Below are 21,015 nucleotides of genomic sequence, written 5' to 3' on the forward strand. Positions count from 1 at the left end.
GAGCCGTCATGTCACTCACCGCCTGGCTGTTCTTTCTGCCTGCCTGCTTCGCGATCAATCTCGCGCCTGGCCCGAACAATCTGCTATCGATCAATGTCGCCGCGCAGCACGGTTTCATGACGGCATTCCTGGGCGGCACCGGCCGGCTCGTCGCGTTCGCGCTGATGCTGGTGCTGGCCGCGACCGGTCTCGCCGTCGTGCTGCACGCATCCGAATGGTTTTTTCTCGTGATCAAACTGGCTGGCGCCGCCTATCTGATCTGGCTGGCGATCCAGTTATGGCGCAGCGACGCCCCCGCCATCGATACGATGCAGCAGGACGATGCGTCGCTATGGCGGATCGCGCGGCAGGAGTGCCTGGTGGCCGCAGGCAATCCGAAGGCAATTCTGGTCTTCACCGCGTTTTTGCCGCAGTTCGTCGATATCGCCAAGCCGATGCTGCCGCAGTTCACCGTGCTGGGTGCGAGCTTTCTGGTGCTCGAATGGGTGGCTATCGCGCTTTACTCCTGGGCTGGCATGCACCTCGGGAAATGGCTGGTTCGCGCGAAAGTTCGCCGCTGGTTCAACCGCTGCTGCGGGGCGTTTCTGGCAGCGATCGGAGTGAGCTTTCTGCTGGTACGACGCACATAGCACGCGCGAAAAGAAAAATACTAAGGTTACCAAACGATCTGCCTGGCGACACCCCGGCGAGGCGCGCATTGCCATGCAATGCAGCCGCTTCCTGAAACACGTCCGGTCAGTCGGCCACATCGGTGCATGCATAAACGATAGCTTATGCTCGACCCGAGAAACTTTAACTATCATCAATCCATCTCCCCCCCTATTCTCGAACAATGACCCGCCGACGCGGCATGGCGATGCGCGGCAACGGGCAAGCGACTTCTCATAGTCACAGGGGCGACATCATGAAGATCTGTATCTTCGGCGCAGGAGCGATTGGTGGTTTGATGGGCGTGCAACTGGCTCGCGCGGGTGCGGACGTGAGCTTCGTCGCGCGCGGCGCGCATCTCGCGGCGATGCGCGAACACGGCGCGCGCCTGCAGATGGACGGCGAGACTTTCAGCGCGCCGGTGCGCTGCACGTCCGACCCGCGCGAACTCGGCGCGCAGGACTTCGTCATCATCACGCTGAAGGCGCACTCGCTGCCCGGCGTGGTCGACGCAATGCAGCCGCTGCTCGGCAAGCACACGGCGATCGTCACGGGCGTCAACGGCATTCCCTACTGGTACTTCTATCAGCATGGCGGCAAATTCGCCGGCACGCGTCTCGCCAGCATCGATCCGGACGGCAGCCAATGGACGAAACTCGGCCCCGAACGCGCGATCGGCTGTGTGCTCTATCCTGCCGCGGAAATCGTCGAGCCGGGCGTCATCAAACACGTGTACGGCAAGAAATTCCCGATCGGCGAGCCGAGCGGCGAGCGCACGCCGCGTATTCAGCAGTTGCATGAGATCATGCAGGCGGCGGGTTTCGATGCACCCATCCGCGACAATATCCGCGATGAAATCTGGCTCAAGCTGTGGGGCAACCTGTGCTTCAATCCGATCAGCGCGTTGACGCACGCCACGCTCGACGTGCTCACCAGCGATCCCGGCACGCGCGCGGTATCACGCACGATGATGCTTGAAGCCAAACGCATCGCGGATCAATTCGGCGTGCACTTTCGCGTCGATGTGGAAAAACGGATCGACGGTGCGGGCGCGGTCGGCGCACATAAGACCTCGACGCTGGTCGATCTGGAAAACAGACGTCCGATGGAAATCGATCCGTTGCTGACGGTGGTCCAGGAAATGGGCCGCCTCGTTGCCGAACCGACGCCGTCCATCGACGTCGTGCTCGCTCTGGTCAAGCTGCGCGAGCGGATGGCATTGCAGGGCGCTTGAGATTGACCGCTTCTTTGCGACGATAGGCGGGATGTGAGGGATACGCGGGAAGAAAGGATCGAACGCCAGGGCGTTCGATCCTTTTTTAACATCGCTATTGATCGATCGCGAGCCACACCGCCTTCGGCTCGGTGAAGTTTTCAATCGCGACGTCGCCGTGCTCGCGGCCGAAGCCCGAGTCGCCGGAGCCGCCCCACGGCAAGCGCACGTCGGTATAGCCGTAAGTGTTGATCCACACCGTCCCCGCCCGCAAGTCACGCGCGACGCGATGCACACGGCCGATGTCCGCGCTCCAGACACCCGCCGCGAGGCTGTACAGCGTGCCGTTTGCGATACGCACCGCGTCGGCTTCGTCGTCAAAGCGGATCACACTCGCCACCGGCCCGAAGATCTCCTCTTGCGAAATGCGCATTTCGTGCTCGACGTTGGCGAACACCGTCGGTTCGACGAAGAAGCCGCGCTCCCCTACTCGCGCGCCGCCGGTCACGAGCGAGGCCCCTTCGGCCCGGCCGGTTTCGACATAACCGAGCACGGTCTTCATCTGCGCGGCCGAAATGAGCGGCCCCATCGAGGTCTCACGTTCCGCCGGATCGCCGACCTTGATCGACTTCGCACGCGCCGCCAGGCGCTCGACGACCTCGTCGTACACATCGCGATGCGCGAGAATGCGCGAACCCGCCGAACACACCTGGCCAGTGTTGAAGAAAATCCCCGACGCCGCCGCCCGCACCGCATTGTCGAGATTCGCATCCGCAAAGATCAGGTTGGCCGACTTGCCGCCGAGTTCCAGCGTGACGCGCTTGAAGTTGCCGGCCGCGCCTTGCAGAATGCCGCGCCCCACCGAAGGCGAGCCGGTGAACGTCACCTTGTCGACGCCCGGATGTGCGACCAGCGCATCGCCGACCACACGCCCCTTGCCGGTGACGATATTCAGCACGCCCGGCGGCACGCCCGCTTCCAGCGCGAGTTCGCCGATGCGCAGCGCGGTGAGCGGCGTGATCTCGGCGGGTTTGACGATCACCGTGCAGCCGCACGCGAGCGCGGGCGCGATCTTCCACATGCCGATCATCATCGGGAAATTCCACGGCACGATCGCGGCGACCACGCCGACCGGTTCGCGCAGCGTGTAGGTCAGCGCATCGGGCCGTACCGGCACCACCTGGCCGTTGATCTTGTCGCACCAGCCTGCGTAGTATTCGAGCGTATCGATCGCCGCCGGAATGTCCTGGCGCATCACCGCGGAGATCGGCTTGCCGGCGTCGAGGCTTTCGAGCGCGGCGAGCTCTTCCAGATTCGCGCGCATCAGGCCGGCCATACGGGCGAGAATGCGGCCACGCTCGACCGCACGTAGCGCGTTCCACACTTTCAGCGCGGCGCGCGCCGCATGCACCGCGGTATCGACATCGGCAACGCTGCCTTGCGCGACCAAGGCGATCGGCTCTTCGGTGGCCGGGTTGATGTCGACGGAATATTCGCCGGTGCCGGGCGGCAAGCGCTTGCCGTCGATCAGCAAATCATGGCGCCTTAGGCCGGTTTCAGTTTCCATCATGAAGCTCCTCGAATGAGATGTAGCCTGGACCGAATGGCAGCGGACCCGCTGGGGCCAAGGCCAAGGCCGGTGCCTAGGGCCCGTGCAGTACCGCGCCGCCAGGCGACGCGGCCGGCGATGCGAATTCGTGCGTAGTGGACGGTGCCGCGCCTGCGGCGTTCGAAGGCGCGCCGGCGGGCATGGCGAACTGCGCCCAGGCTGCCGCGGCGTCAGGTCTGAGGGAGCGGTTGCGACGATGTACGAGCATTGTCGTCAGGTTCATTTCGGGAACCAGCGGCCGGCTCACTAGCGGCGCGCGAAGCGCGGGCCAATGTGCGTCGATGGGTAGAACGCCGATGCCGAGGCCCAGTTCGATCATGCGCAGCACGGCCGCCACATGTCCGGGTTCCTGCACCGGCCGCCGTTTCAAGCCATGCGCGCTGAAGGCCAGGTCGAGCGCGGCGCGCACACCCGCGTCGGCGTTCAACGTAACGAGCGCCCACTCCTGCAACGCGCTCCATGCGACGCTCGCATGCCGCGCAAGCGGATGCGTATGCGGCATGACCACGTGCAGCGGCGTCGTGAAAACCACTTGAGCGTGCAACAGGTCACCGGCCAGAGGTTCGGCCACCGACACCACCCCGAAGTCGACTTCGCCTTGCTCGACACTCGCGAGCACGCCGCTTTGCGGTTGATCCTTGACGGAGACGATCAACTCAGGAAAAGCCGCCGCACAACGCGCGAGCCCTTCCGCCACCCAACTCGACGACAACACCGGATTGCTCGCCAGGACCACCACGCCGGTGTGTCCGTCATACGCGGCGCGCCCTTCGCGCAGCGTCAGCTCGATTTCGTCGAGCAAGCGGCCAATGCGCCGCTCGAGGCTGGCGCCCACATGGGTCAGTTCTACCTGGCGTGTGGTGCGGTCGAACAGTTTCAACTCGACGGTGTCTTCGAGTTCGCGCACGCAGCGGCTCACCGCCGATTGCGTCAGATCGAACTCGCGGGCCGCGCGCGTGAAGCTCCGTTCGCGCGCGACCGCGACAAACACCTTGAGTTGCTGCAGCGAAACGTTCATAACGTAGCTGCCGGGTGTGGGCGACTCGCTCTACTCACCCGTCTGCTCCGGCCAGTGACTGAGCGGCGAGCTCTTGCTGCCCGAAACAGCCAGCACGCCTTGAGGCTCATTATGCGACTCGATCCAGCGCGAACGCATTGGCGCGAGAATGAACTTCGCCGAGATGCCCGCCGCAATCGTCACGACCGCGGAGACGATAAAGACGAGGCTCCAGCCGCCAGTGGCCGACAACACCGAAGCAATCGGCACCAGCAACGAAGCCGTGCCCTTCGCGGTGTACAAGGTGCCCGCATTGGCCGCTGCATATTTGCTGCCGAAGGTATCGGCGCAGATCGCGGGAAAGATCGAGAAGATTTCGCCCCAGAACAGGAATATCAGCGCCGCGAAAGTCATGAACGCATACGGATTGGTGCCGTATCGCATCAGGCCGAGCAACGCGACGCCCTCGCCGATGAAGATCACGAACATGGTGTTTTCGCGGCCGAGCTTGTCGGAGATAAAGCCGCACAGCGGGCGCGTAAAACCGTTGCAGATATTGTCGATCGAGAGCGTCATCGTGAGCAGCGGCAAGGTCATGCCGAACATCGTCATCGGGATGCGCGCAAGTCCCCAGTCTTTCGCGATCGGTCCGATTTGCGCGGTCGCCATCAGGCCGCCGGCCGCCACTGCGACGAACGACACGTAGATCACCCAGAACACCGGCGTCCTGATCATCTGGCCCGGCGTGTAATCGACCTTGGTCACCGCGAATTTCTTTTTGGGCGCAGGAGCCTGGCGCAAATTCGGCTTCTTCAACATCAGCGCGAGCAGGAGAATGGATACGCCTTGCAGGATGCCGAAGAAGAAGAAAGTGTGCTCATAACCCGAGCGCGTAATCATATTGGCGATTGGAATCACCGTCACTGCCGCGCCGGCGCCGAAGCCGGCGGCGGTCAAACCCGCAGCGAGACCACGGCGATCGGGAAACCACTTCAATGCATTGCCGACGCAAGTGCCGTACACACCGCCCGCGCCGATCCCCGCGATGACCGCCGACACATACAGCATCGGCAACGTCGTCGCATACGAATTGATGACCCATGCGAGGCCGGCACATACCGCGCCGCCGGCGACGACCGGGCGCGGCCCGAACTTGTCGACCAGCCAGCCCTCGACCGGCACAAGCCACGTTTCAGTCAGGATAAAGATAGCGAAGGCGAGTTGAATCGATGCTTCGCCCCAGTGATGCCGCGCGTTCATCGGCGTGACGAACAACGTCCATGCGTACTGCAGATTGGCCACCAACGCCATGCACATCATGCCGATGACGAGTTGCCACCAACGGTTCGCCCAGAATACGCGGGCTGTGGTCTGCTGAGTGAAATCGTCCATGAGCCTTGTCTCCGCTATCTATTTAGTGCAGCCGGCCAAAACGCCGTGCTGTATACAGCTCACCCTATGGTTATGACCCGGAAAGCCTTGCCGTTCGGGAATATTTAATATTTGCGTCTTTAATTCGGTTATTTAACAACTGGCTAACTCAACTCTCACTTTTCTCAACCAGTTCTTTATTCAGATCAATGACGAATCGGCGCCATTTCCGCAACTGGCCGGCTCCCCCGCCGTGCCAGCAAACCAGGCGTTAACCCGGGTTAGACGCCGTCAATTCCGCTTTCTTATACAGACTCATGCTAGGGTCAATGCTGAATTACTAATAATTAAAGTTTGTTATTATGTTGATTCATGTTTGCTTATACACCGGCCATGACGATGCGCAATGCGACTCTGCGACAACTGAAGGTTTTCGAAACGGTGGCGCGCCACCTGAGCTTCTCGCGCGCGGCGGAAGAATTGCATCTGACGCAGCCCGCCGTCTCCACCCAGGTCCGGCAACTCGAGGAGCACGCGGGGCTGCCGCTGTTCGAACAACTGGGCAAGAAAATCTATCTCACCCCGGCCGGCACCGAGATGCTCCACTACAGCCGCGCGATCATCCAGCAGTTCCACGAAGTCGACGAAGCGATGAGTCAGCTCAAGGGCGTCTCCGGCGGCAAGCTGAACGTCGCGGTGATCAGCGCCGGCGACTACTTCTTTCCGCGCCTGCTGGCTGAATTCACGCGGCGCTACTCGGGCGTGGTGCTGAATCTCGCGGTGCACAATCGCGAGGAACTGCTGCATCAACTCGCCACCAATCAGACGGATCTCGCGGTCATGGTGCGCCCGCCGCACGAAACCGACGCAACCAACGAACCGTTCGCGCCGCACCCTTACGTGATCGTGGCGGCGCCGACGCATCCGCTCGCGAACAAGCGCAACATCAAGATGAGCCAGTTGGCCAACGAGGCCTTTATCGTGCGCGAACGCGGCTCGGACACATGGAATTCGATGGAAGAAGGCTTCGCCGGCCGGCTCACCAATCTGAACATCGCGATGGAGATCAAGAGCACCGAAACGATCAAGCAGGCCGTGATCGCCGGCATGGGCATCGCCTTTCTGTCCGCGCATACCATCAGCCTCGAACTGCAGGTCGGCCATCTCGTGGTACTCGACGTCGAGGGTTTTCCGGTCATGCTCAATTGGTATGTCGTGCATCGGAAGAACAAGCGTCTGCCGCCCGTTGCGGTTGCCTTCAAACGCTTCCTGATGGAGGAAGGCGCGAACCTGATCGAGAAAATCACGCGCGTGAAGGAATTGAGCGTGTATAAGCAGTAGGCTATGGAAGTCCAATAAAACTTTAACTATTTCGAATTGATCAGCACTTCCATGCTGCAAGTGAGTTCTCTCGTCAGTTCTCACGCTTTCTCGCGCAACTGATCTTGCACAAGAAAGCGCGGTAATACAGCCAGTTCGCTCCGGCGGGCCGCCGAGCGGCTGTAACTCGCCAGCCGCTCTGCTTGCCGTTCCACGCGTCGGGGTATTCATGTTCGAAGACGCGTCGCGCGATGAGTCGAACGGTAGCGGGCGCAGGCACGCTTATGCTCGCCTTTGTGACTACCGCTGTGCCAGCGGTGGCCATGCCGGTATGCCGCGGTGCGCACCATGCCCGGCGTCTTCTCGCGCAGCATCCACGCTTGCTCGTCGCCACCGTGCCATTCGATGCGCGCGAGCAGGTCCGTGTGTGCCGGTACGAGTCCGTGGCAACGCCCCGCAAATGCATAAGCGCGGACGCCATGACCGTTGGAATACTCACGGCTCGCCATCAGATGCGCGCCTAACGCAGCAGCCAGCGCGCTCATCGCGAGCAGCGCAGCGAGTCCGAACGGCTGCGCCTGTTCGGTGACAAAGCCGTAGCCGAGCCATCCACACAGCAGCAGCGCCAGTAGATTGACGAGGCGATGGCCCGGGTGCGCCGACGTGCTCGCATGCTTCGTGTTCAGCAAGCCGCGTAGTTTGCAAAAGGCGATCGCCGACGTCGCGAAGATCAACGCGCCGATGAATACCGCGGCATACAACTCGATACGCTCGACATCGGCCTGCGCTGCAGATGACAGCGCCGATTGCACGTAACGCGTAAAACCGCCAGCCATCGCCGCGAGCCCAACGCAACTGCCAAGCAGTGCGACAAGCCGGGGCCGTCGCGTCATCAAATCGCGCCGCCGCACCAGCCAGGCGCCGAGCCCGGCGCCCGCCACGGCAGCAGTCACCACGCCGCCGCTCGCGCCGATACCCGCCGCAAGCAGCCCGGCAAGCGCGGCAGCCAATAGCCCGGCGTGCCAGAACGGCCGACGCGGCGCGCGCCGCGCAAGCGGCAGTTGCCCGACAGCGGCCAGCACAACCGCCAGGCCGCCAGCCAGCAGAAAGCCGACGCCCATCCACGCGATACTGTCAGACACTTGCGGCATGCGTGCTCCTCCGTGTCGCGATGTAATGGAACCAGACCGAACCAGATTCAGTTCAATTCAGACAGCGGTTGCGGCGGCTTCCGATGCAGCCGATGCCGCCACCTCGCGCGCGGCAGTCAACGTATTGCTGAGCGAGCCGATCCCGTCGATCGTGATCGTCACCGTCGAGCCATCCTTGATCGAGCCCACGCCAATCGAGGTACCGCATGCGATCACATCACCCGGCTCGAGCGTCAGGTCCTGCGATATCAGACTGACCTGCTCGGCCGGCGAAAAAACCATATCGGCGAGCGGATAGTTCTGCCGCTCCACACCGTCGAGCATCGTCACGAGACGTGCCTGGCGCCAGTCGAAACCCGAGACGATCGAAGGTCCGATACAACAAAACGTATCGAAGCCCTTTGCGCGGCACCATTGCGGGAAGTGCGGATTTTCGTTCAACAGATCGGCTGCGGTCACATCGTTGACAAGCGTGTAGCCGAAGATCGATTGAGCGGCCTGTTCAACGCTCGCATCGCGGCAGCGCCGCCCGATCACGATTCCAAGTTCGCCTTCGTAGGCGATCTTGCCCGCATAGCCGAGCGGGCGCAGGATCGGTTCGCCCGAGCCGATCACCGAACCCGCCGGCTTCAGCAAAAACAGCGGATGCGCCGGCACCGGCTTGTCGAGCTTCGCCGCCAGCGCGTGAAAGTTATTCCAGAGCGCGACGATCTTGCCCGGCGCGCAAGGCGCAAGCGGCGTCAACGCGCGAGTCGACAACACCGCGCCGGTCGGCACCGGCTGATCGAAACTCGCGTACTCATGCAAATAGCCACCTTCGACCCGGCCGAACACAATGCCGCCGTCGTTCGACATGAACCGCATCCACGTATCCATACGTCGCTCCTTAAGCGCTTTGGCGCGATCCTCTTCGCGTTCGATTGCTGTGAGGGAAATCACGCCGTCACCTGCTTGATGCATCAAATCAAATCAAATGCGTAGCTTGCGCGTGGCTATCCGGCGTATGCGCGATGCCGCGCCGCTCTTTCAGCGAGAGCGAATCTTCGTATGCCATGTCCTGCTGTCTCCAATACGGATTCGCAAGGCGCCGCCCGGCTCCGCGCCAAGCTTTGCGGTTAGCGGCGTGCCACGATGTTTCTGTGCGCCTAAATCGCGCCGGCCGTGCGCAATGCGCTGATCTGCTCGGGCGAATAGCCGAGTTCGGCCATCACCTCGTCGGTATGCTCGCCGAGCAGCGGCGAACGCTTGACTTCGGTTGGGCTATCCGACAGTTTGATAGGATTGCCAACCGTCAGATACTTGCCGCGCAACGGATGATCCACTTCGACAATCGTTCCGGTTTTACGCAGCGACGGCTCTTCGGCGATTTCCTTCATCGACAGAATCGGTCCGCACGGAATGTCGTACTTGTTAAGGATTGCCATGGCCTCGAACTTGGTCTTGGTCATGGTCCAGCGCTCGATCTCCGCGAAGATGTCCTTCAGATGCGGCAGGCGCGCGGCGGGCGTCGCATAGTCGGGATCGGTGGCCCACTCTTCCTTGCCGATCACGTTGCAGATTTTTGCCCACACCGGCGCCTGCGTGATGAAGTAGATATACGCGTTCGGGTCCGTTTCCCAGCCCTTGCACTTCAGAATCCAGCCCGGCTGACCACCGCCCGACGCGTTGCCCGCGCGCGGCACCGCTTCACCGAACGTCCCGTTCGGATATTGCGGATACTCCTTCATCGTGCCAGTGCGTTCGAGCCGCTGCTGGTCGCGCAACTTCACGCGGCACAGGTTGAGCACGCCGTCCTGCATCGCAGCGAGTACGCGCTGGCCGCGCCCGGTGCTTGTACGCTGATATAACGCCGTGACGATACCGAGCGCCAGATGCAATCCGGTGCCGCTGTCACCGATCTGCGCGCCGCTCACCACTGGCGGCCCGTCGTCGAAACCGGTGGTCGAGGCCGCACCGCCCGCGCACTGCGCGACATTCTCGTAGACCTTGCAGTCCTCATAGGGCCCAGGGCCGAAACCCTTCACCGATGCGACGATCATGCGCGGATTCAACGCCTGAATCCGCTCCCACGTGAAGCCCATCCGGTCCAGCGCGCCCGGTGCGAAGTTCTCCACCAGCACGTCGCATGTCTGGATCAGCGCTTCGAGAACCTGTTTGCCTTCCGGGTTCTTCGTGTCGATCGTGACTGAGCGCTTATTGTGGTTGAGCATCGTGAAGTACAAGCTGTCCACGTCAGGGATATCGCGCAGTTGCTCACGCGTGATGTCGCCCGCACCGGCCCGCTCCACCTTGATCACATCCGCTCCGAACCATGCGAGCAGTTGTGTGCAGGTCGGACCCGATTGCACGTGCGTGAAATCGAGAATGCGCACGCCGTCGAGTGCTTTGCCCATGTCGTGTCTCCTGAAGTGTGCGTCTTACTTGTATATGGTCAGGTTCTTCGTGCCCGGCGCGTATTCGCGCGGGTCGACCCCTTCGTTTTTCAGCGCCTTCGCAACCCGATGCCCGCCCGGCACGACGCCGGCATTGCGGGACTTCTGCTTGAGCGTGTCTTCGGCCTTCGTGCTGCTCGTGGCGGGATTCAGGGATGAAACAACTGCAGACATGGTCGTCTCCTGGTCAATCGGTTGTGCAACGGTTGTCGACGGACGCGCCCGCTTCGATGACACCCGCCACTGCGGAAGTCTGGCTGGCCTGGGTACATACGGTATGTGATATATCACATTCAATCAAGGTCAATTTCAAGATGTGCTCGCGGCAGGATTTCTGCTTCAAACGCTTGTCTCGCCTGCATCACAGCGGAAAACTGCAGTTTTCCTGGCGCTAAACCAGGGGAAAACACCGACTCACATTCCGTCTTGAAGACGTTTGATATATCACATACCATATTTCAAAGGCCGTCGAGCACGGTTTATCCCGCACCGCGCGGTGCCACCCAACCCAGCGAGGAGACTGTGAACATTCACGAATATCAGGCGAAGGCGTTGTTGCGGGACTATGGCGTGGCGGTGCCGAACGGCCGCGTCGCCTTCACGCCGCAAGAAGCGGAAGACGCCGCGGCACAGCTCGGCGGCTCGGTGTGGGTCGTCAAATCGCAGATTCACGCGGGCGGACGCGGCGCGGGCCGCTTCACCAACGATCGCGCGGGGCCAGGTGGCGTGCGCGTAGTGAAAAGCGTGAGCGATGTGGTGCGCAATGCGGCGCTGATGCTCGGCTCGGTGCTCGTGACGAAACAGACCGGCGCGGCGGGCCGCGAGGTAAAGCGCGTGTATATCGAGGAAGGCTGCGCGATCGAACGCGAGTTGTATCTCGGCATGCTGATCGATCGCAACACGTCGCGCATCACGCTGATGGCGTCGACCGAAGGCGGCATGGAGATCGAGGAAGTCGCCGCGCGCACGCCGGAAAAGATCCTCAAAGTGGCAATCGATCCGGTCACCGGCTTGCAGTCGTTCCACGCGCGGCAAATCGCGTTCGGCCTCGGGCTGAGCGGCAAACAGGTGAGCGCGGCGGTGCGCTTTATCGTCAGCGTGTACCGGGCGTTTGTGGAACTGGACGCGTCGATTGTCGAGATCAATCCGCTGGTGGTGACTGCTGCCGGCGACGTGGTCGCGCTCGATGCGAAGATCAATTTCGACGACAACGCCCTCTTCCGCCATCCGTCGATCGAAGCGTTGCGCGACGAAGCCGAAGAAGACGCAGCCGAGCTCGAAGCCGCGAAACACGGCCTGAACTACGTGACGCTCGACGGCAACATCGGCTGCATGGTCAACGGCGCCGGGCTCGCGATGGCCACCATGGACATCATCAAACTCTACGGCGGCGAGCCGGCCAACTTCCTCGACGTAGGCGGCGGCGCGACCAAAGAACGCGTCGCGACCGCGTTCCGGTTGATCCTCAACGATCCGAAAGTCGAAGGAATTCTGGTCAACATTTTCGGCGGCATCATGCGCTGCGATGTGATTGCCGAAGGCGTGGTGAGCGCCGCGCGCGAAGTCGATTTGCGCGTGCCGCTGGTGGTCCGCCTGGAAGGCACCAACGTCGAACTCGGCAAGCAGATTCTGCGCGACTCCGGCTTGCCGATCCTATCCGCCGATCATCTCGCCGACGCCGCCGACAAAGTCGTCGCCGCCGTTGCCCGATCCCACGCAGGAGTGCAATGACATGGCCGTTCTGATCGATCGCAACACCAGGGTTATCTGCCAGGGCCTCACGGGCTCGCAAGGCAGCTTCCATTCGGAACAGGCGCTCGCGTACGGCACGCGAATGGTCGGCGGCGTGACGCCGGGCAAAGGCGGCACGCAGCATCTCGGCTTGCCGGTGTTCGACACGATCGCCGAAGCGGTGGCGCGAACCGGCGCGGATGCGTCGGTGATTTACGTGCCGCCGCCGCTCGCCGCCGATGCGATTCTCGAAGCCGTCGATGCGCAAGTGCCCTTGGTGGTGTGCATCACCGAAGGTATTCCAGTTGTCGATATGGTCCGTGTGAAACGCGCGATCGCCGGTTCGCGCACACGGTTGATCGGCCCGAACTGCCCGGGTGTGATCACGCCGGGTCAGTGCAAGATCGGCATCATGCCGGGGCATATCCATCGCGCGGGCAAGATCGGTGTGGTGTCGCGCTCGGGCACGTTGACCTATGAGGCCGTCGCGCAAACCACCGCCGCGGGACTCGGGCAGACCACCTGCATCGGCATCGGCGGCGATCCGGTGAACGGCACCAATTTCATCGATTGTCTCGAACTGTTTCTCGCCGACGACGACACCTACGGCATCATCATGATCGGCGAGATCGGCGGCGCGGCGGAAGAAGACGCCGCGCAATTCCTCAAGGATGCGCGCTCGAAGAAGCCCGTGGTCGGCTTTATCGCGGGGACCAGCGCGCCGCCGGGACGCCGTATGGGCCACGCGGGCGCGATCATTTCCGGCGGCAAGGGTACGGCCGGCGCGAAGATCGACGCGATGCGCGCAGCAGGGATACATGTCGCGCAATCACCCGCGGCATTGGGAGAGACGATGTTGGCGGCAATGCGGTGAGCTGTTGCGGAGGTTCCGGCTCAATCCAGAAAATCGCAATTCGCTTCGACGAATGCCGCGAGATCGAGCGAATGCTGGCGCACGAGCCGCTCAGCCAGTTCGGTATCGCGCTGTTCCAGCGCCTCGATGATGCGCAGGTGATCGACGATCGAGCGCGACGCGCGGTCGCTCTGCGAAATGGTCATGCGGCGAATCGCCCGCACGTGGATAAAGATGTTCTTGATCGTGTCGAGAATGATCCGCGACTTCGACAACTCCACGATCGCCTGGTGAAACGCAATATTCGCGTCCGAGTATTCGGCGATGTGCTCGGCCGGCGTGGCATCGCGGAAATTGTCGAACATGTGGCGCAGACGGGCGATTTCCTCGTCCGTGGCGTGCAGCGTGGCAAGACGCGCCGCCATGCTTTCCAGCGCGGCCCACATCTGGATCATTTCGACGATTTCGCGCTTGCTCTTGCGCACGATATAGATACCGCGGCGCGGCACCATGCGCAAAAAGCCTTCCTGTTCGAGCAGCGTCATCGCCTCGCGTACCGGCGTGCGGCTCACGCCGAGCGACTCGCTCAGCACGCGTTCGTCGAGACGAATCTCTTCGCGTGTCTGGTAGATGTCCGCGTCGGCAATGGCCTGGCGGAGCATCGCGTACGCCTGATCGCGTAAGCTCGCGCTTGCACCGATTGGCTGCAATGACAACGTCAACGGTGTGGCCACTGCTTCAGTTTGAAGTTCTGACGACATTCATCGCCTCTTGTTGAACATGCGCACGATACGGCGCCGCCGATGCAAACGCGCCTTGTTCGCCGAGACCGACGAACCGGCCATGTTGCGCCGCAAGCTGCGCAACCGGCTGCGGAATCCAGCGGGTCAGCAGAACGGTGGCGGCGGAGCCGAGACCAACAACCCCAACGGCCAGCAGCGAGAGAGGAACAAGTTCCATTTGTAACTCCGAATGATTAAGTGAACAGATGACTCAATCATATGCTGCAACGCCGCATAAATCAATATTTCGTATTCAATATATCAGCCGCTGTTGTTTTTAAGATTACACGCTCACGGTAGCACGGGCGAGCCGCGGACGGTTCACTGCTTATCCAGATAGGTCGAAGCTTGGTGTAAACGCGCAAAACGCGCGCTATTCGCGCAGACGCGATCGCTGATCGCGCAATCCGCATCGAATGCGGATTGTGGGATCAGCGGCACGTCATTAACCTTCGGAAATCCTGCAACGGGCCGGTAGAATCCGGCGCTCAGCGTCAGCCGCGCCGCCCCAGACAGCAGTCAGAAAGTTCCGAAGGAGACATCGTCATGAGTACCACCATCCCGACAGCCGCACTGGTCGACAACCGCACGGCGCGCAGCCGCGCACGCAAAGCGGCGCTCGGCAGCTTTGTCGGCGCGGTCGTCGACTGGTACGACTTTCTTCTGTACGGCATTGTCGCCGCGCTCGTCTTCAATGCCGAGTTTTTCCCGAAGGTCAGCCCGGCGATGGGCACGCTCGCCGCGTTCGCCACCTTTGGCGTCGGCTTCCTGTTCCGGCCGCTCGGCGGCTTCGTGTTCGGCCACTTCGGCGACCGGCTCGGCCGCAAGCGCATGCTGGTGCTGACCGTGATGATGATGGGCCTGTCCACCGCGGCGATCGGTCTGCTGCCGGCTTTCTCCAGCATCGGCTGGTGGGCGCCGGTGCTGCTCGTGACATTGCGTGCGATCCAGGGTTTCGCGGTGGGCGGCGAATGGGGCGGCGCGGCGTTGATGGCCGTCGAAAGCGCGCCGGAGAAGAAGAAGGCGTTCTACAGCAGCGGTGTGCAGGTCGGCTACGGCGTGGGCCTCGTGCTCGCGACAGGACTGGTCGCGATCATCAGCCGTTCGATGGACAACGCGTCGTTCCTGAGCTGGGGCTGGCGTCTGCCGTTTCTGTTCAGCGTCGTGCTGGTGCTGATCGCGCTGTGGATCCGCTCGAGCATGGAGGAGTCGAAGGAGTTCGTCGAGAAAGTCGGCGAGCACGGGGAACGCAGCGTGCGGCTGCCGATCGTCGAAGCGTTGCTGCAGCACCCGAAGGCCTTCCTGCTGATCATTGCGCTGCGCCTTGCCGAGTTGTTCACGATGTATATCGTGACCGCGTTCGCCCTGAACTACTCGACGGCGAATCTGCACATGCCGCGCGAGTTCTTTCTGTCGATCGGCCTGCTGGTCGGCGCGGTGAGCTGCGTGACGATTCCCTGTTTTGCGTGGCTCGCGGACCGCTTCGGCCGCCGGCGCGTGTATATCACCGGTGCGCTGATGGGCATGTTCAGCGCGGTGCCGTTCTTCCTCGCGCTGGACGCGCGCTCAACTGTGTGGATTGTGATCTTCGCCGTGATGCTCGCCAATGTCGCGCACGACATGGTAGTCAGCGTGCAGCAACCGATGTTCACCGAACTGTTCGGCACCGAGTATCGCTACAGCGGCGCGGGCGTCGGTTATCAGGTGGCGAGCGTGGTCGGCGGCGGCTTCACGCCGTTTATCGCGGTGGCGCTGGTCAGCTTTGCCGGTGGCTCGTGGCATCCGGTGGCGGCTTATCTGGCGATCGGTTGCCTGATCTCGGTGCTGGTGGCGGCAAAGATGAAGACCGGACGCACGGTCGTCTGATCCGGGCCTCGGCTGTTGCAGCGGGCCGGCGTGGCGAGGTTGCCACTGCCGGCCCGCTTTGTTTTTGGCGCCGGGTTTCTGGTAGTCGAGCTCTTTTCTTTTACCTGTCTCTCTCCTTCCTGCCGGTTCCGGTCTTCCATTTGCGCGCCATTCGATAGGCGCCCCTCGTGAATGAGCGCTGCGTTGCCTCAAACCGAAGGATTACGGTTGCATTTCACGCAGGTTATTTCCTTATGCATTTACATCTCATATTGCAAAGCCAGATTGCGCGTCCTATCGTTCGTCCGAATAATCGTTGGCCACAAAAATGTATGCATCATATGAAGTCAATGAACATAATTCGCCCGCGTTGATCACGTAATTTTTACACCGCGACACCTCAAGCATTTGTTTTAGGCGCCGATAACAAAGAAATCGTTTACGGAGACCGACCATGAGCAGCATCACTGAGCCGAGCGGCAATCAAGGCTCTGTCCCATTCTTTTCCAAACAGGCCACCGTCGCGAAACCGGGGTTCTCGCGCTGGATGGTTCCGCCCGCGGCTCTCGCCGTTCACCTCTGTATCGGCCAGGCGTACGCCTTTTCCGTGTTCAATGGTCCGCTGACCAAAGTCATCGGCATCACGCAATCCACCGCGGACGACTGGCCGCTGACTTCGCTTGGCTGGATCTTTTCGCTGGCGATCGTGTTTCTCGGTTTGTCGGCGGCGTTTGCCGGCAAGTGGCTTGAACACGTCGGTCCGCGCCGCACGATGTTCACCGCGGCATGCTGCTTCGGCGGCGGCTTTCTGGTATCCGCGCTCGGCGTGTATCTGCATCAGATCGCGTTGCTGTATCTCGGCTACGGCGTGATCGGCGGCATCGGGCTCGGCCTCGGCTATGTCTCGCCGGTGTCGACGCTGATCCGCTGGTTCCCGGACCGCCGCGGCATGGCGACCGGCATGGCGATCATGGGCTTCGGCGGCGGCGCGATGATTGCCGCGCCGCTCTCCGTGGCGCTGATGAACCACTTCAAGAGCGCGACCAGCGTCGGCGTGGCCGAGACCTTCGTCGTGCTCGGCATTGCGTACTTCATCTCGATGTCGATCGGCGCACTGGCGATCCGCGTGCCGCCCGCCGACTGGAAGCCGGCCGGCTGGACTCCGCCCGCGACCAATCAGAACAAGATGATTTCGCGCAACCACGTGCATATCGACCAGGCGCTGAAGACACCGCAGTTCTATCTGATCTGGCTGGTGCTGTTCCTGAACGTGACGGCCGGCATCGGCATTCTCGGCCAGGCTTCGGTGATGATTCAGGAGAGCTTCAAGGACACCGTGACGGCAGCCGCGGCGGCTGGTTTCGTCGGCTTGCTGTCGTTGTTCAACATGGGCGGCCGATTTGTGTGGGCATCGGCTTCTGACTGGATCGGCCGCAAGAACACCTACTTCATCTTCTTCGCGCTCGGCGCCGTGTTGTACTACCTCGTGCCGGGCTTCGCCGCTTCGGGCCAGATCGCGCTGTTCGTGCTCGCTTACTGCGTGATCCTGTCGATGTACGGCGGCGGCTTCGCGACGGTGCCGGCGTATCTCGCGGACATGTTCGGCACGGCGTTTGTCGGCGGCATTCACGGCCGGCTGTTGACCGCATGGGCCGCGGCGGGCGTGGCGGGTCCGGTGCTGGTGAACTACATCCGAGCGTATCAAGTGGCACATGGCGTTGCAAAAGCAGATGCCTACACGATGACGATTCACATCATGGTCGTGCTGCTGGTGATCGGTTTCGTCTGCAATCTGCTGGTCAAGCGTGTGGCCGACAAGCACCACATGACCGATGCACAACTCGCTAAAGGCGCCTAAGGAGACTCGTATGTCGACAACTCAAGCCGTTCATCCGACCAACAAGGTCAAACTCGCCGTCTTCTGGCTGTACGTGACGATTCCGCTGGCATGGGGTGTGGTGAATACCCTCTCGCAAGCGATGAAACTGTTCAAGTAAGCGCGCGGGCCCGGCACAGCTACCGTCTAGATCTTCTCGAACAGCACGTCCTGTGCGCCTTCCCACAGCACCTTGGTGCCGAGTTCACGCAGCTTCTCCTTACCTTCGACAATGGTCAGGAAGTGATTGCCCGCGAGCTGCCCCATCTTGCTCGCGAAGCAGCACGAGCCATACGCGAGGATGATCTCCGTTTCGCTGTAGCCACCCGGGTAGAACAGGATGTCGCCGACCGACGGGTGGCTCGTGTGATTCTCGAAGCCGACCGCCGCGCCGTCGTTTTCCAGCTTGAAGTCGCCGAGCGGCACCCAGCAGCCCTCGCCGCTCCAGCGCACGTGGATGATCTTCTGGCGGTACGGCAGCAGTTTCAGGAAGGCGGCCACGGTTTGCGGCGCGTCCGGATGGGTTTCGGCGGTAAACACATGGCCGCATGAAGTGATTCGAAGTCGGGTCATCGCTGGATATCCGGTGTAACGGGTTGAATGGAGTGGTCGGTCAGACGCCGGCTGGGCCAAGCCGTTGGCGCGATATTTTGTCGGCCGGTGCACGCCTTCGACAGATACAGTCGCCTTGCATCCGGTCAGGCCAGTTGAAAAAAAGAGTATGTAAGCAGCATCGAGGCCAGCAGGTGCCAACTCTCCCCCCGCGTCCTCCCCGAAAGTTCGTAGTTTGCAAGCCACGCAATGCGCAGCACACTTCGAAAAGTGTGTGATTGCCGCCATGGCGGCTCGTCGGGCTTTGCACTCAATGATTCCCCTCGGCCCCTGGCGATACGTTCCGCGCCGTAGCTTGTGACATCTTCCCGCGCCGCACAATGTTTACGCCGAAGATCATCCAGGCGGCGGCGGTGTTGCCGGCCGGCGGTCGCGGGCTCTCATCCAGCCCTGCCCGCCGCGCAAACCGTAGATCTCAGCCGCGCGACCGGTAAGCAAGCGGCGTCACGCCATAGCCACGCTTGAACTGCACGGAGAAATGACTGGCATTCTCGAAACCAACCGCAATGGCAATTTGCAGCACGGTCTGATCGGTAGCGCGCAGCAGCCTCGCTGCTTCCTCGAGCCGCAAGCGCGTGACGAACTGATGTGGCGTTTCGCCAGTCTCGCGGCGAAACACGCGCGCAAAGTGAAAACTGCTGAGTCCGGCGTGCGCGGCCAGTTCGCTGATCGCCAGATCGGCGGCAAGATTGGCGCGGACATAGTCGGTCACGCGGCGGATGCGGCGCGGCACCAGGCGCTCGGGCCCCGCAGCCTGCCCGGCTGAACCGGCGTTGCGGCCGCGCGAATAATGCTGCAACAGATGCGCGGCAAGCGCGTGAACCAGCGCGTCGACGTAAAGACGCGAGTCGGCCGGGTCACTGGCAGCGCGATGCAATGCACCGAGCATCGACGCGATCAGCGGATCGTGAAACTGCATGGCGTCGCCCAGCGACAACTCGCGTGAACCGCCCAATTCCATCTGGTCGGCCACGCTGTCGATCAGGCTGTGCTCAAGATGCAGGTGGACGGTCGACAACGGTTCGTCGCTGATCGAGCGCCAGCGCCAGGAGATCGGCGCGGGCGGCACGAACCAGACGTCGCCCATGCGCAGGTCGGCACTCTCCCAGCGGCCGCTGAGGTTGCGCTCGAGATGCTCGGCGCCGCTGCCGAGGGTCATCAGCGTGACGTCCTGCAAGCCGGGCGCCTCCAGCAGTTCCTGCTCGGCCGGTTCAAGATACGAGCGCAGCACCAGGTGCCGCCACGGACGGTCGACGCTCGAGACCAGTTTCTGGCCCGCCATGTAGCGGTCGTAGGCGAGCGTTGTTGTCAGCTTTGGAATTCTTGCCATCGCGTCTCCTGAAATATGCCGCATGCAAAAGAGAGAACCCTGCGGGTCCCGCGCCCGTTCACAAGCGGTCAGCGCAAGATCTCAAAAATGATAGCAAGGAACCGGCTACCGTAATATTTGGAAATAGTTAATCATCCAGGTTGTCGTCCATCACGCGTTTCGAACGCCGGAGCTACCGTTTCATGGAACACGAATGCGATACGCTGCCGCATTGGCTGACCGGCTCGCCGCAAGGCGAAGCCGGCCGGGCGTCGGCATCTTACAACTCAGCGGTTACCGCACAATCGGCTTACCCAGCCGACGCGCGGCGACCGGAGAACTCAGCCCACGCGGCTGAAGCAACCAGGGCGGCAGTCCGCACGGCATCGTCAGGCATGGTGCCGGCCGGCTTTCTCACGCTCTTCACCGAGGAGGAAATCGGCGCGCCCTTGCCTGCCGCGCGGCGGGCCATGCCCGTCATCAGTCCACTGGTGCGTTTTGGCAGTGCGCAGGACCGCATCGAATTCGTGCGGGAGCGCATCAAACAGCTCGGCTTCGACTCGTTCAGCTATTCGGCCACGCGCACCACCGCGCATCACAAGACGATGTTCGTGCTGACCAGCTACGAGTCGCAGACGTGGCTCACGCGTTATTTCCGCGAGCGTTATTTCGAGCTCGATCCGCGTGTCGCGCTCGCGTCGCCGACCGGCCTGCCGTTTTTATGGAACACGGCCGACATGCGCGCCGACCTGCCGCGTGCGCAAATGCGCAGCGAGCGGCTCTGCGGTCTGATCGACATGCTGGAGGCGACCGGCCGCAAGAGCGGGATTCTCACGCAGATGCCGCTACCCGAGCCGGAGCTGAGCGCGAGCCTGTGCTTCAACTCGGCGATCGCCAACCCGCGCTGGATGACCGAATCGATCGTGGCCGAGACGCTGATGTTCGCGCACACGATCCACGAATTCATCTGGACGCACGCGAAAAGCGTGATCGGCATTGCGCCCGCTCAGCAGCAGCGCGTCACGCTGAGCAACTTGCAGCATGCGGTGCTGAAGGCGGTCGTGCAAGGACAGCGCGACAAGGAAATCGCCTACTTCCTCGGGCTGTCGCCGCACAACGTCGACTACCACCTGCGCCGGCTGCGGCAACTGTTCAACGTGCGCAACCGCGTGCAGTTGATCAACGTCGCGCAGGGGTATGTGTCGTGATGGCTGTGCGTTGATTTCGCGCATGGCGTGCTCGCCGGCGGCACCGGTCAGCACGCCA

At 62.1% G+C, this 21,015-nt stretch carries 20 protein-coding genes; 9 read left to right on the forward strand and 11 right to left on the reverse strand.

The features are described 5' to 3' along the window. Positions 1 to 8: 8 nt before the first annotated feature. Both WN982_RS32890 and WN982_RS32895 read left to right on the forward strand, forming a co-directional pair. Positions 9 to 629, forward strand: a complete 621-nt coding sequence (locus WN982_RS32890) for a LysE family translocator (protein WP_341316197.1) — start codon at positions 9 to 11, stop codon at positions 627 to 629. A 275-nt stretch (positions 630 to 904) separates the two neighbouring features. Then, entirely contained in the window at positions 905 to 1,882 is a 978-nt protein-coding gene (locus WN982_RS32895; RefSeq protein WP_341316198.1) for a 2-dehydropantoate 2-reductase, read from the forward strand. A gap of 94 nt (positions 1,883 to 1,976) precedes the next feature. Here WN982_RS32895 and WN982_RS32900 read toward each other — a convergent pair whose 3' ends face one another. The 3 genes from WN982_RS32900 to oxlT form a co-directional block, all read right to left on the reverse strand. Continuing rightward, entirely contained in the window at positions 1,977 to 3,428 is a 1,452-nt protein-coding gene (locus WN982_RS32900) for an aldehyde dehydrogenase family protein (protein ID WP_341316199.1), read from the reverse strand. A 76-nt stretch (positions 3,429 to 3,504) separates the two neighbouring features. After that, positions 3,505 to 4,488, reverse strand: a complete 984-nt coding sequence (locus WN982_RS32905; RefSeq protein WP_341316200.1) for a LysR family transcriptional regulator — start codon at positions 4,486 to 4,488, stop codon at positions 3,505 to 3,507. 30 nt (positions 4,489 to 4,518) lie between these two features. Beyond that, complete coding sequence (gene oxlT, locus WN982_RS32910; RefSeq protein WP_341316201.1) at positions 4,519 to 5,859, reverse strand: oxalate/formate MFS antiporter; 1,341 nt, start codon at positions 5,857 to 5,859, stop codon at positions 4,519 to 4,521. A 372-nt stretch (positions 5,860 to 6,231) separates the two neighbouring features. Between oxlT and WN982_RS32915 the strand changes: the two genes are divergently transcribed. Beyond that, positions 6,232 to 7,179 carry a LysR family transcriptional regulator gene (locus tag WN982_RS32915; protein WP_341319492.1) on the forward strand — a complete coding sequence of 316 codons (948 nt, stop codon included), beginning with the start codon at positions 6,232 to 6,234 and terminating at the stop codon, positions 7,177 to 7,179. A 206-nt stretch (positions 7,180 to 7,385) separates the two neighbouring features. Here WN982_RS32915 and WN982_RS32920 read toward each other — a convergent pair whose 3' ends face one another. From WN982_RS32920 to WN982_RS32935, 4 genes are all read right to left on the reverse strand, one after another. After that, positions 7,386 to 8,309: an NAD(P)(+) transhydrogenase (Re/Si-specific) subunit beta gene (locus WN982_RS32920; protein ID WP_341316202.1), complete on the reverse strand. Its 924-nt coding sequence runs from the start codon at positions 8,307 to 8,309 to the stop codon at positions 7,386 to 7,388. A gap of 57 nt (positions 8,310 to 8,366) precedes the next feature. Next, complete coding sequence (locus WN982_RS32925; protein WP_341319493.1) at positions 8,367 to 9,185, reverse strand: fumarylacetoacetate hydrolase family protein; 819 nt, start codon at positions 9,183 to 9,185, stop codon at positions 8,367 to 8,369. 269 nt (positions 9,186 to 9,454) lie between these two features. After that, on the reverse strand, positions 9,455 to 10,702 hold the full coding sequence (frc, locus tag WN982_RS32930; protein WP_341316203.1) for a formyl-CoA transferase: 1,248 nt from the start codon (positions 10,700 to 10,702) through the stop codon (positions 9,455 to 9,457). 24 nt (positions 10,703 to 10,726) lie between these two features. Continuing rightward, the gene (locus tag WN982_RS32935) at positions 10,727 to 10,915 is read right to left on the reverse strand and encodes a hypothetical protein (protein ID WP_341319598.1); all 189 of its coding nucleotides are present in this window, start codon (positions 10,913 to 10,915) and stop codon (positions 10,727 to 10,729) included. Between the two features lie 348 nt (positions 10,916 to 11,263). On the opposite strand from WN982_RS32935, the gene sucC reads away from it, so the two are divergent. Continuing rightward, a complete protein-coding gene (gene sucC / locus WN982_RS32940; protein ID WP_341316204.1) occupies positions 11,264 to 12,472 on the forward strand; it encodes an ADP-forming succinate--CoA ligase subunit beta in 1,209 nt (402 codons plus the stop codon). A 1-nt stretch (position 12,473) separates the two neighbouring features. After that, positions 12,474 to 13,346, forward strand: coding sequence for a succinate--CoA ligase subunit alpha (gene sucD / locus WN982_RS32945; protein ID WP_341316205.1), 873 nt, complete (start codon positions 12,474 to 12,476; stop codon positions 13,344 to 13,346). Positions 13,347 to 13,366: 20 nt separating this feature from the next. Here sucD and WN982_RS32950 read toward each other — a convergent pair whose 3' ends face one another. Beyond that, on the reverse strand, positions 13,367 to 14,086 hold the full coding sequence (locus WN982_RS32950; protein WP_341316206.1) for a GntR family transcriptional regulator: 720 nt from the start codon (positions 14,084 to 14,086) through the stop codon (positions 13,367 to 13,369). Then, positions 14,064 to 14,285, reverse strand: a complete 222-nt coding sequence (locus WN982_RS32955) for a hypothetical protein (protein ID WP_341316207.1) — start codon at positions 14,283 to 14,285, stop codon at positions 14,064 to 14,066. Before WN982_RS32955 ends, WN982_RS32950 begins: the two co-directional genes overlap by 23 nt. A gap of 368 nt (positions 14,286 to 14,653) precedes the next feature. Here WN982_RS32955 and shiA point away from each other — a divergent pair, with 368 nt between their 5' ends. The 3 genes from shiA (at position 14,654) to WN982_RS32970 (ending at position 17,949) form a co-directional block, all read left to right on the forward strand. Then, the gene (gene shiA / locus WN982_RS32960; RefSeq protein WP_341316208.1) at positions 14,654 to 15,973 is read left to right on the forward strand and encodes a shikimate transporter; all 1,320 of its coding nucleotides are present in this window, start codon (positions 14,654 to 14,656) and stop codon (positions 15,971 to 15,973) included. Positions 15,974 to 16,406: 433 nt separating this feature from the next. Further along, positions 16,407 to 17,810 (forward strand): OFA family MFS transporter, encoded by a 1,404-nt coding sequence (locus WN982_RS32965; protein WP_341316209.1) that lies wholly within the window; start codon positions 16,407 to 16,409, stop codon positions 17,808 to 17,810. 10 nt (positions 17,811 to 17,820) lie between these two features. Next, entirely contained in the window at positions 17,821 to 17,949 is a 129-nt protein-coding gene (locus WN982_RS32970) for an oxalate:formate antiporter (protein ID WP_341316210.1), read from the forward strand. Positions 17,950 to 17,975: 26 nt separating this feature from the next. On the opposite strand, the gene WN982_RS32975 is transcribed toward WN982_RS32970, so the two are convergent. Further along, entirely contained in the window at positions 17,976 to 18,401 is a 426-nt protein-coding gene (locus tag WN982_RS32975) for a DUF3830 family protein (RefSeq protein WP_120295817.1), read from the reverse strand. Between the two features lie 454 nt (positions 18,402 to 18,855). After that, positions 18,856 to 19,770, reverse strand: coding sequence for a helix-turn-helix domain-containing protein (locus WN982_RS32980; protein WP_341316211.1), 915 nt, complete (start codon positions 19,768 to 19,770; stop codon positions 18,856 to 18,858). A 182-nt stretch (positions 19,771 to 19,952) separates the two neighbouring features. Here WN982_RS32980 and WN982_RS32985 point away from each other — a divergent pair, with 182 nt between their 5' ends. Beyond that, positions 19,953 to 20,957: an autoinducer binding domain-containing protein gene (locus tag WN982_RS32985; protein WP_341316212.1), complete on the forward strand. Its 1,005-nt coding sequence runs from the start codon at positions 19,953 to 19,955 to the stop codon at positions 20,955 to 20,957. Positions 20,958 to 21,015 lie beyond the last annotated feature (58 nt).

Origin of the sequence: Paraburkholderia sp. IMGN_8, assembly GCF_038050405.1 — a bacterium.
Lineage (GTDB): Bacteria > Pseudomonadota > Gammaproteobacteria > Burkholderiales > Burkholderiaceae > Paraburkholderia.

Coding starts and splice junctions, on each gene's coding strand:
- WN982_RS32890 (WP_341316197.1), top strand. CDS start 9: ATGTCACTCACCGCCTGGCTGTTCTTTCTGCCTGCCTGCTTCGCGATC.
- WN982_RS32895 (WP_341316198.1), top strand. CDS start 905: ATGAAGATCTGTATCTTCGGCGCAGGAGCGATTGGTGGTTTGATGGGC.
- WN982_RS32900 (WP_341316199.1), bottom strand. CDS start 3,428: ATGGAAACTGAAACCGGCCTAAGGCGCCATGATTTGCTGATCGACGGC.
- WN982_RS32905 (WP_341316200.1), bottom strand. CDS start 4,488: ATGAACGTTTCGCTGCAGCAACTCAAGGTGTTTGTCGCGGTCGCGCGC.
- oxlT (WP_341316201.1), bottom strand. CDS start 5,859: ATGGACGATTTCACTCAGCAGACCACAGCCCGCGTATTCTGGGCGAAC.
- WN982_RS32915 (WP_341319492.1), top strand. CDS start 6,232: ATGACGATGCGCAATGCGACTCTGCGACAACTGAAGGTTTTCGAAACG.
- WN982_RS32920 (WP_341316202.1), bottom strand. CDS start 8,309: ATGCCGCAAGTGTCTGACAGTATCGCGTGGATGGGCGTCGGCTTTCTG.
- WN982_RS32925 (WP_341319493.1), bottom strand. CDS start 9,185: ATGGATACGTGGATGCGGTTCATGTCGAACGACGGCGGCATTGTGTTC.
- frc (WP_341316203.1), bottom strand. CDS start 10,702: ATGGGCAAAGCACTCGACGGCGTGCGCATTCTCGATTTCACGCACGTG.
- WN982_RS32935 (WP_341319598.1), bottom strand. CDS start 10,915: ATGTCTGCAGTTGTTTCATCCCTGAATCCCGCCACGAGCAGCACGAAG.
- sucD (WP_341316205.1), top strand. CDS start 12,474: ATGGCCGTTCTGATCGATCGCAACACCAGGGTTATCTGCCAGGGCCTC.
- WN982_RS32950 (WP_341316206.1), bottom strand. CDS start 14,086: ATGTCGTCAGAACTTCAAACTGAAGCAGTGGCCACACCGTTGACGTTG.
- WN982_RS32955 (WP_341316207.1), bottom strand. CDS start 14,285: ATGGAACTTGTTCCTCTCTCGCTGCTGGCCGTTGGGGTTGTTGGTCTC.
- shiA (WP_341316208.1), top strand. CDS start 14,654: ATGAGTACCACCATCCCGACAGCCGCACTGGTCGACAACCGCACGGCG.
- WN982_RS32965 (WP_341316209.1), top strand. CDS start 16,407: ATGAGCAGCATCACTGAGCCGAGCGGCAATCAAGGCTCTGTCCCATTC.
- WN982_RS32970 (WP_341316210.1), top strand. CDS start 17,821: ATGTCGACAACTCAAGCCGTTCATCCGACCAACAAGGTCAAACTCGCC.
- WN982_RS32975 (WP_120295817.1), bottom strand. CDS start 18,401: ATGACCCGACTTCGAATCACTTCATGCGGCCATGTGTTTACCGCCGAA.
- WN982_RS32980 (WP_341316211.1), bottom strand. CDS start 19,770: ATGGCAAGAATTCCAAAGCTGACAACAACGCTCGCCTACGACCGCTAC.
- WN982_RS32985 (WP_341316212.1), top strand. CDS start 19,953: ATGGAACACGAATGCGATACGCTGCCGCATTGGCTGACCGGCTCGCCG.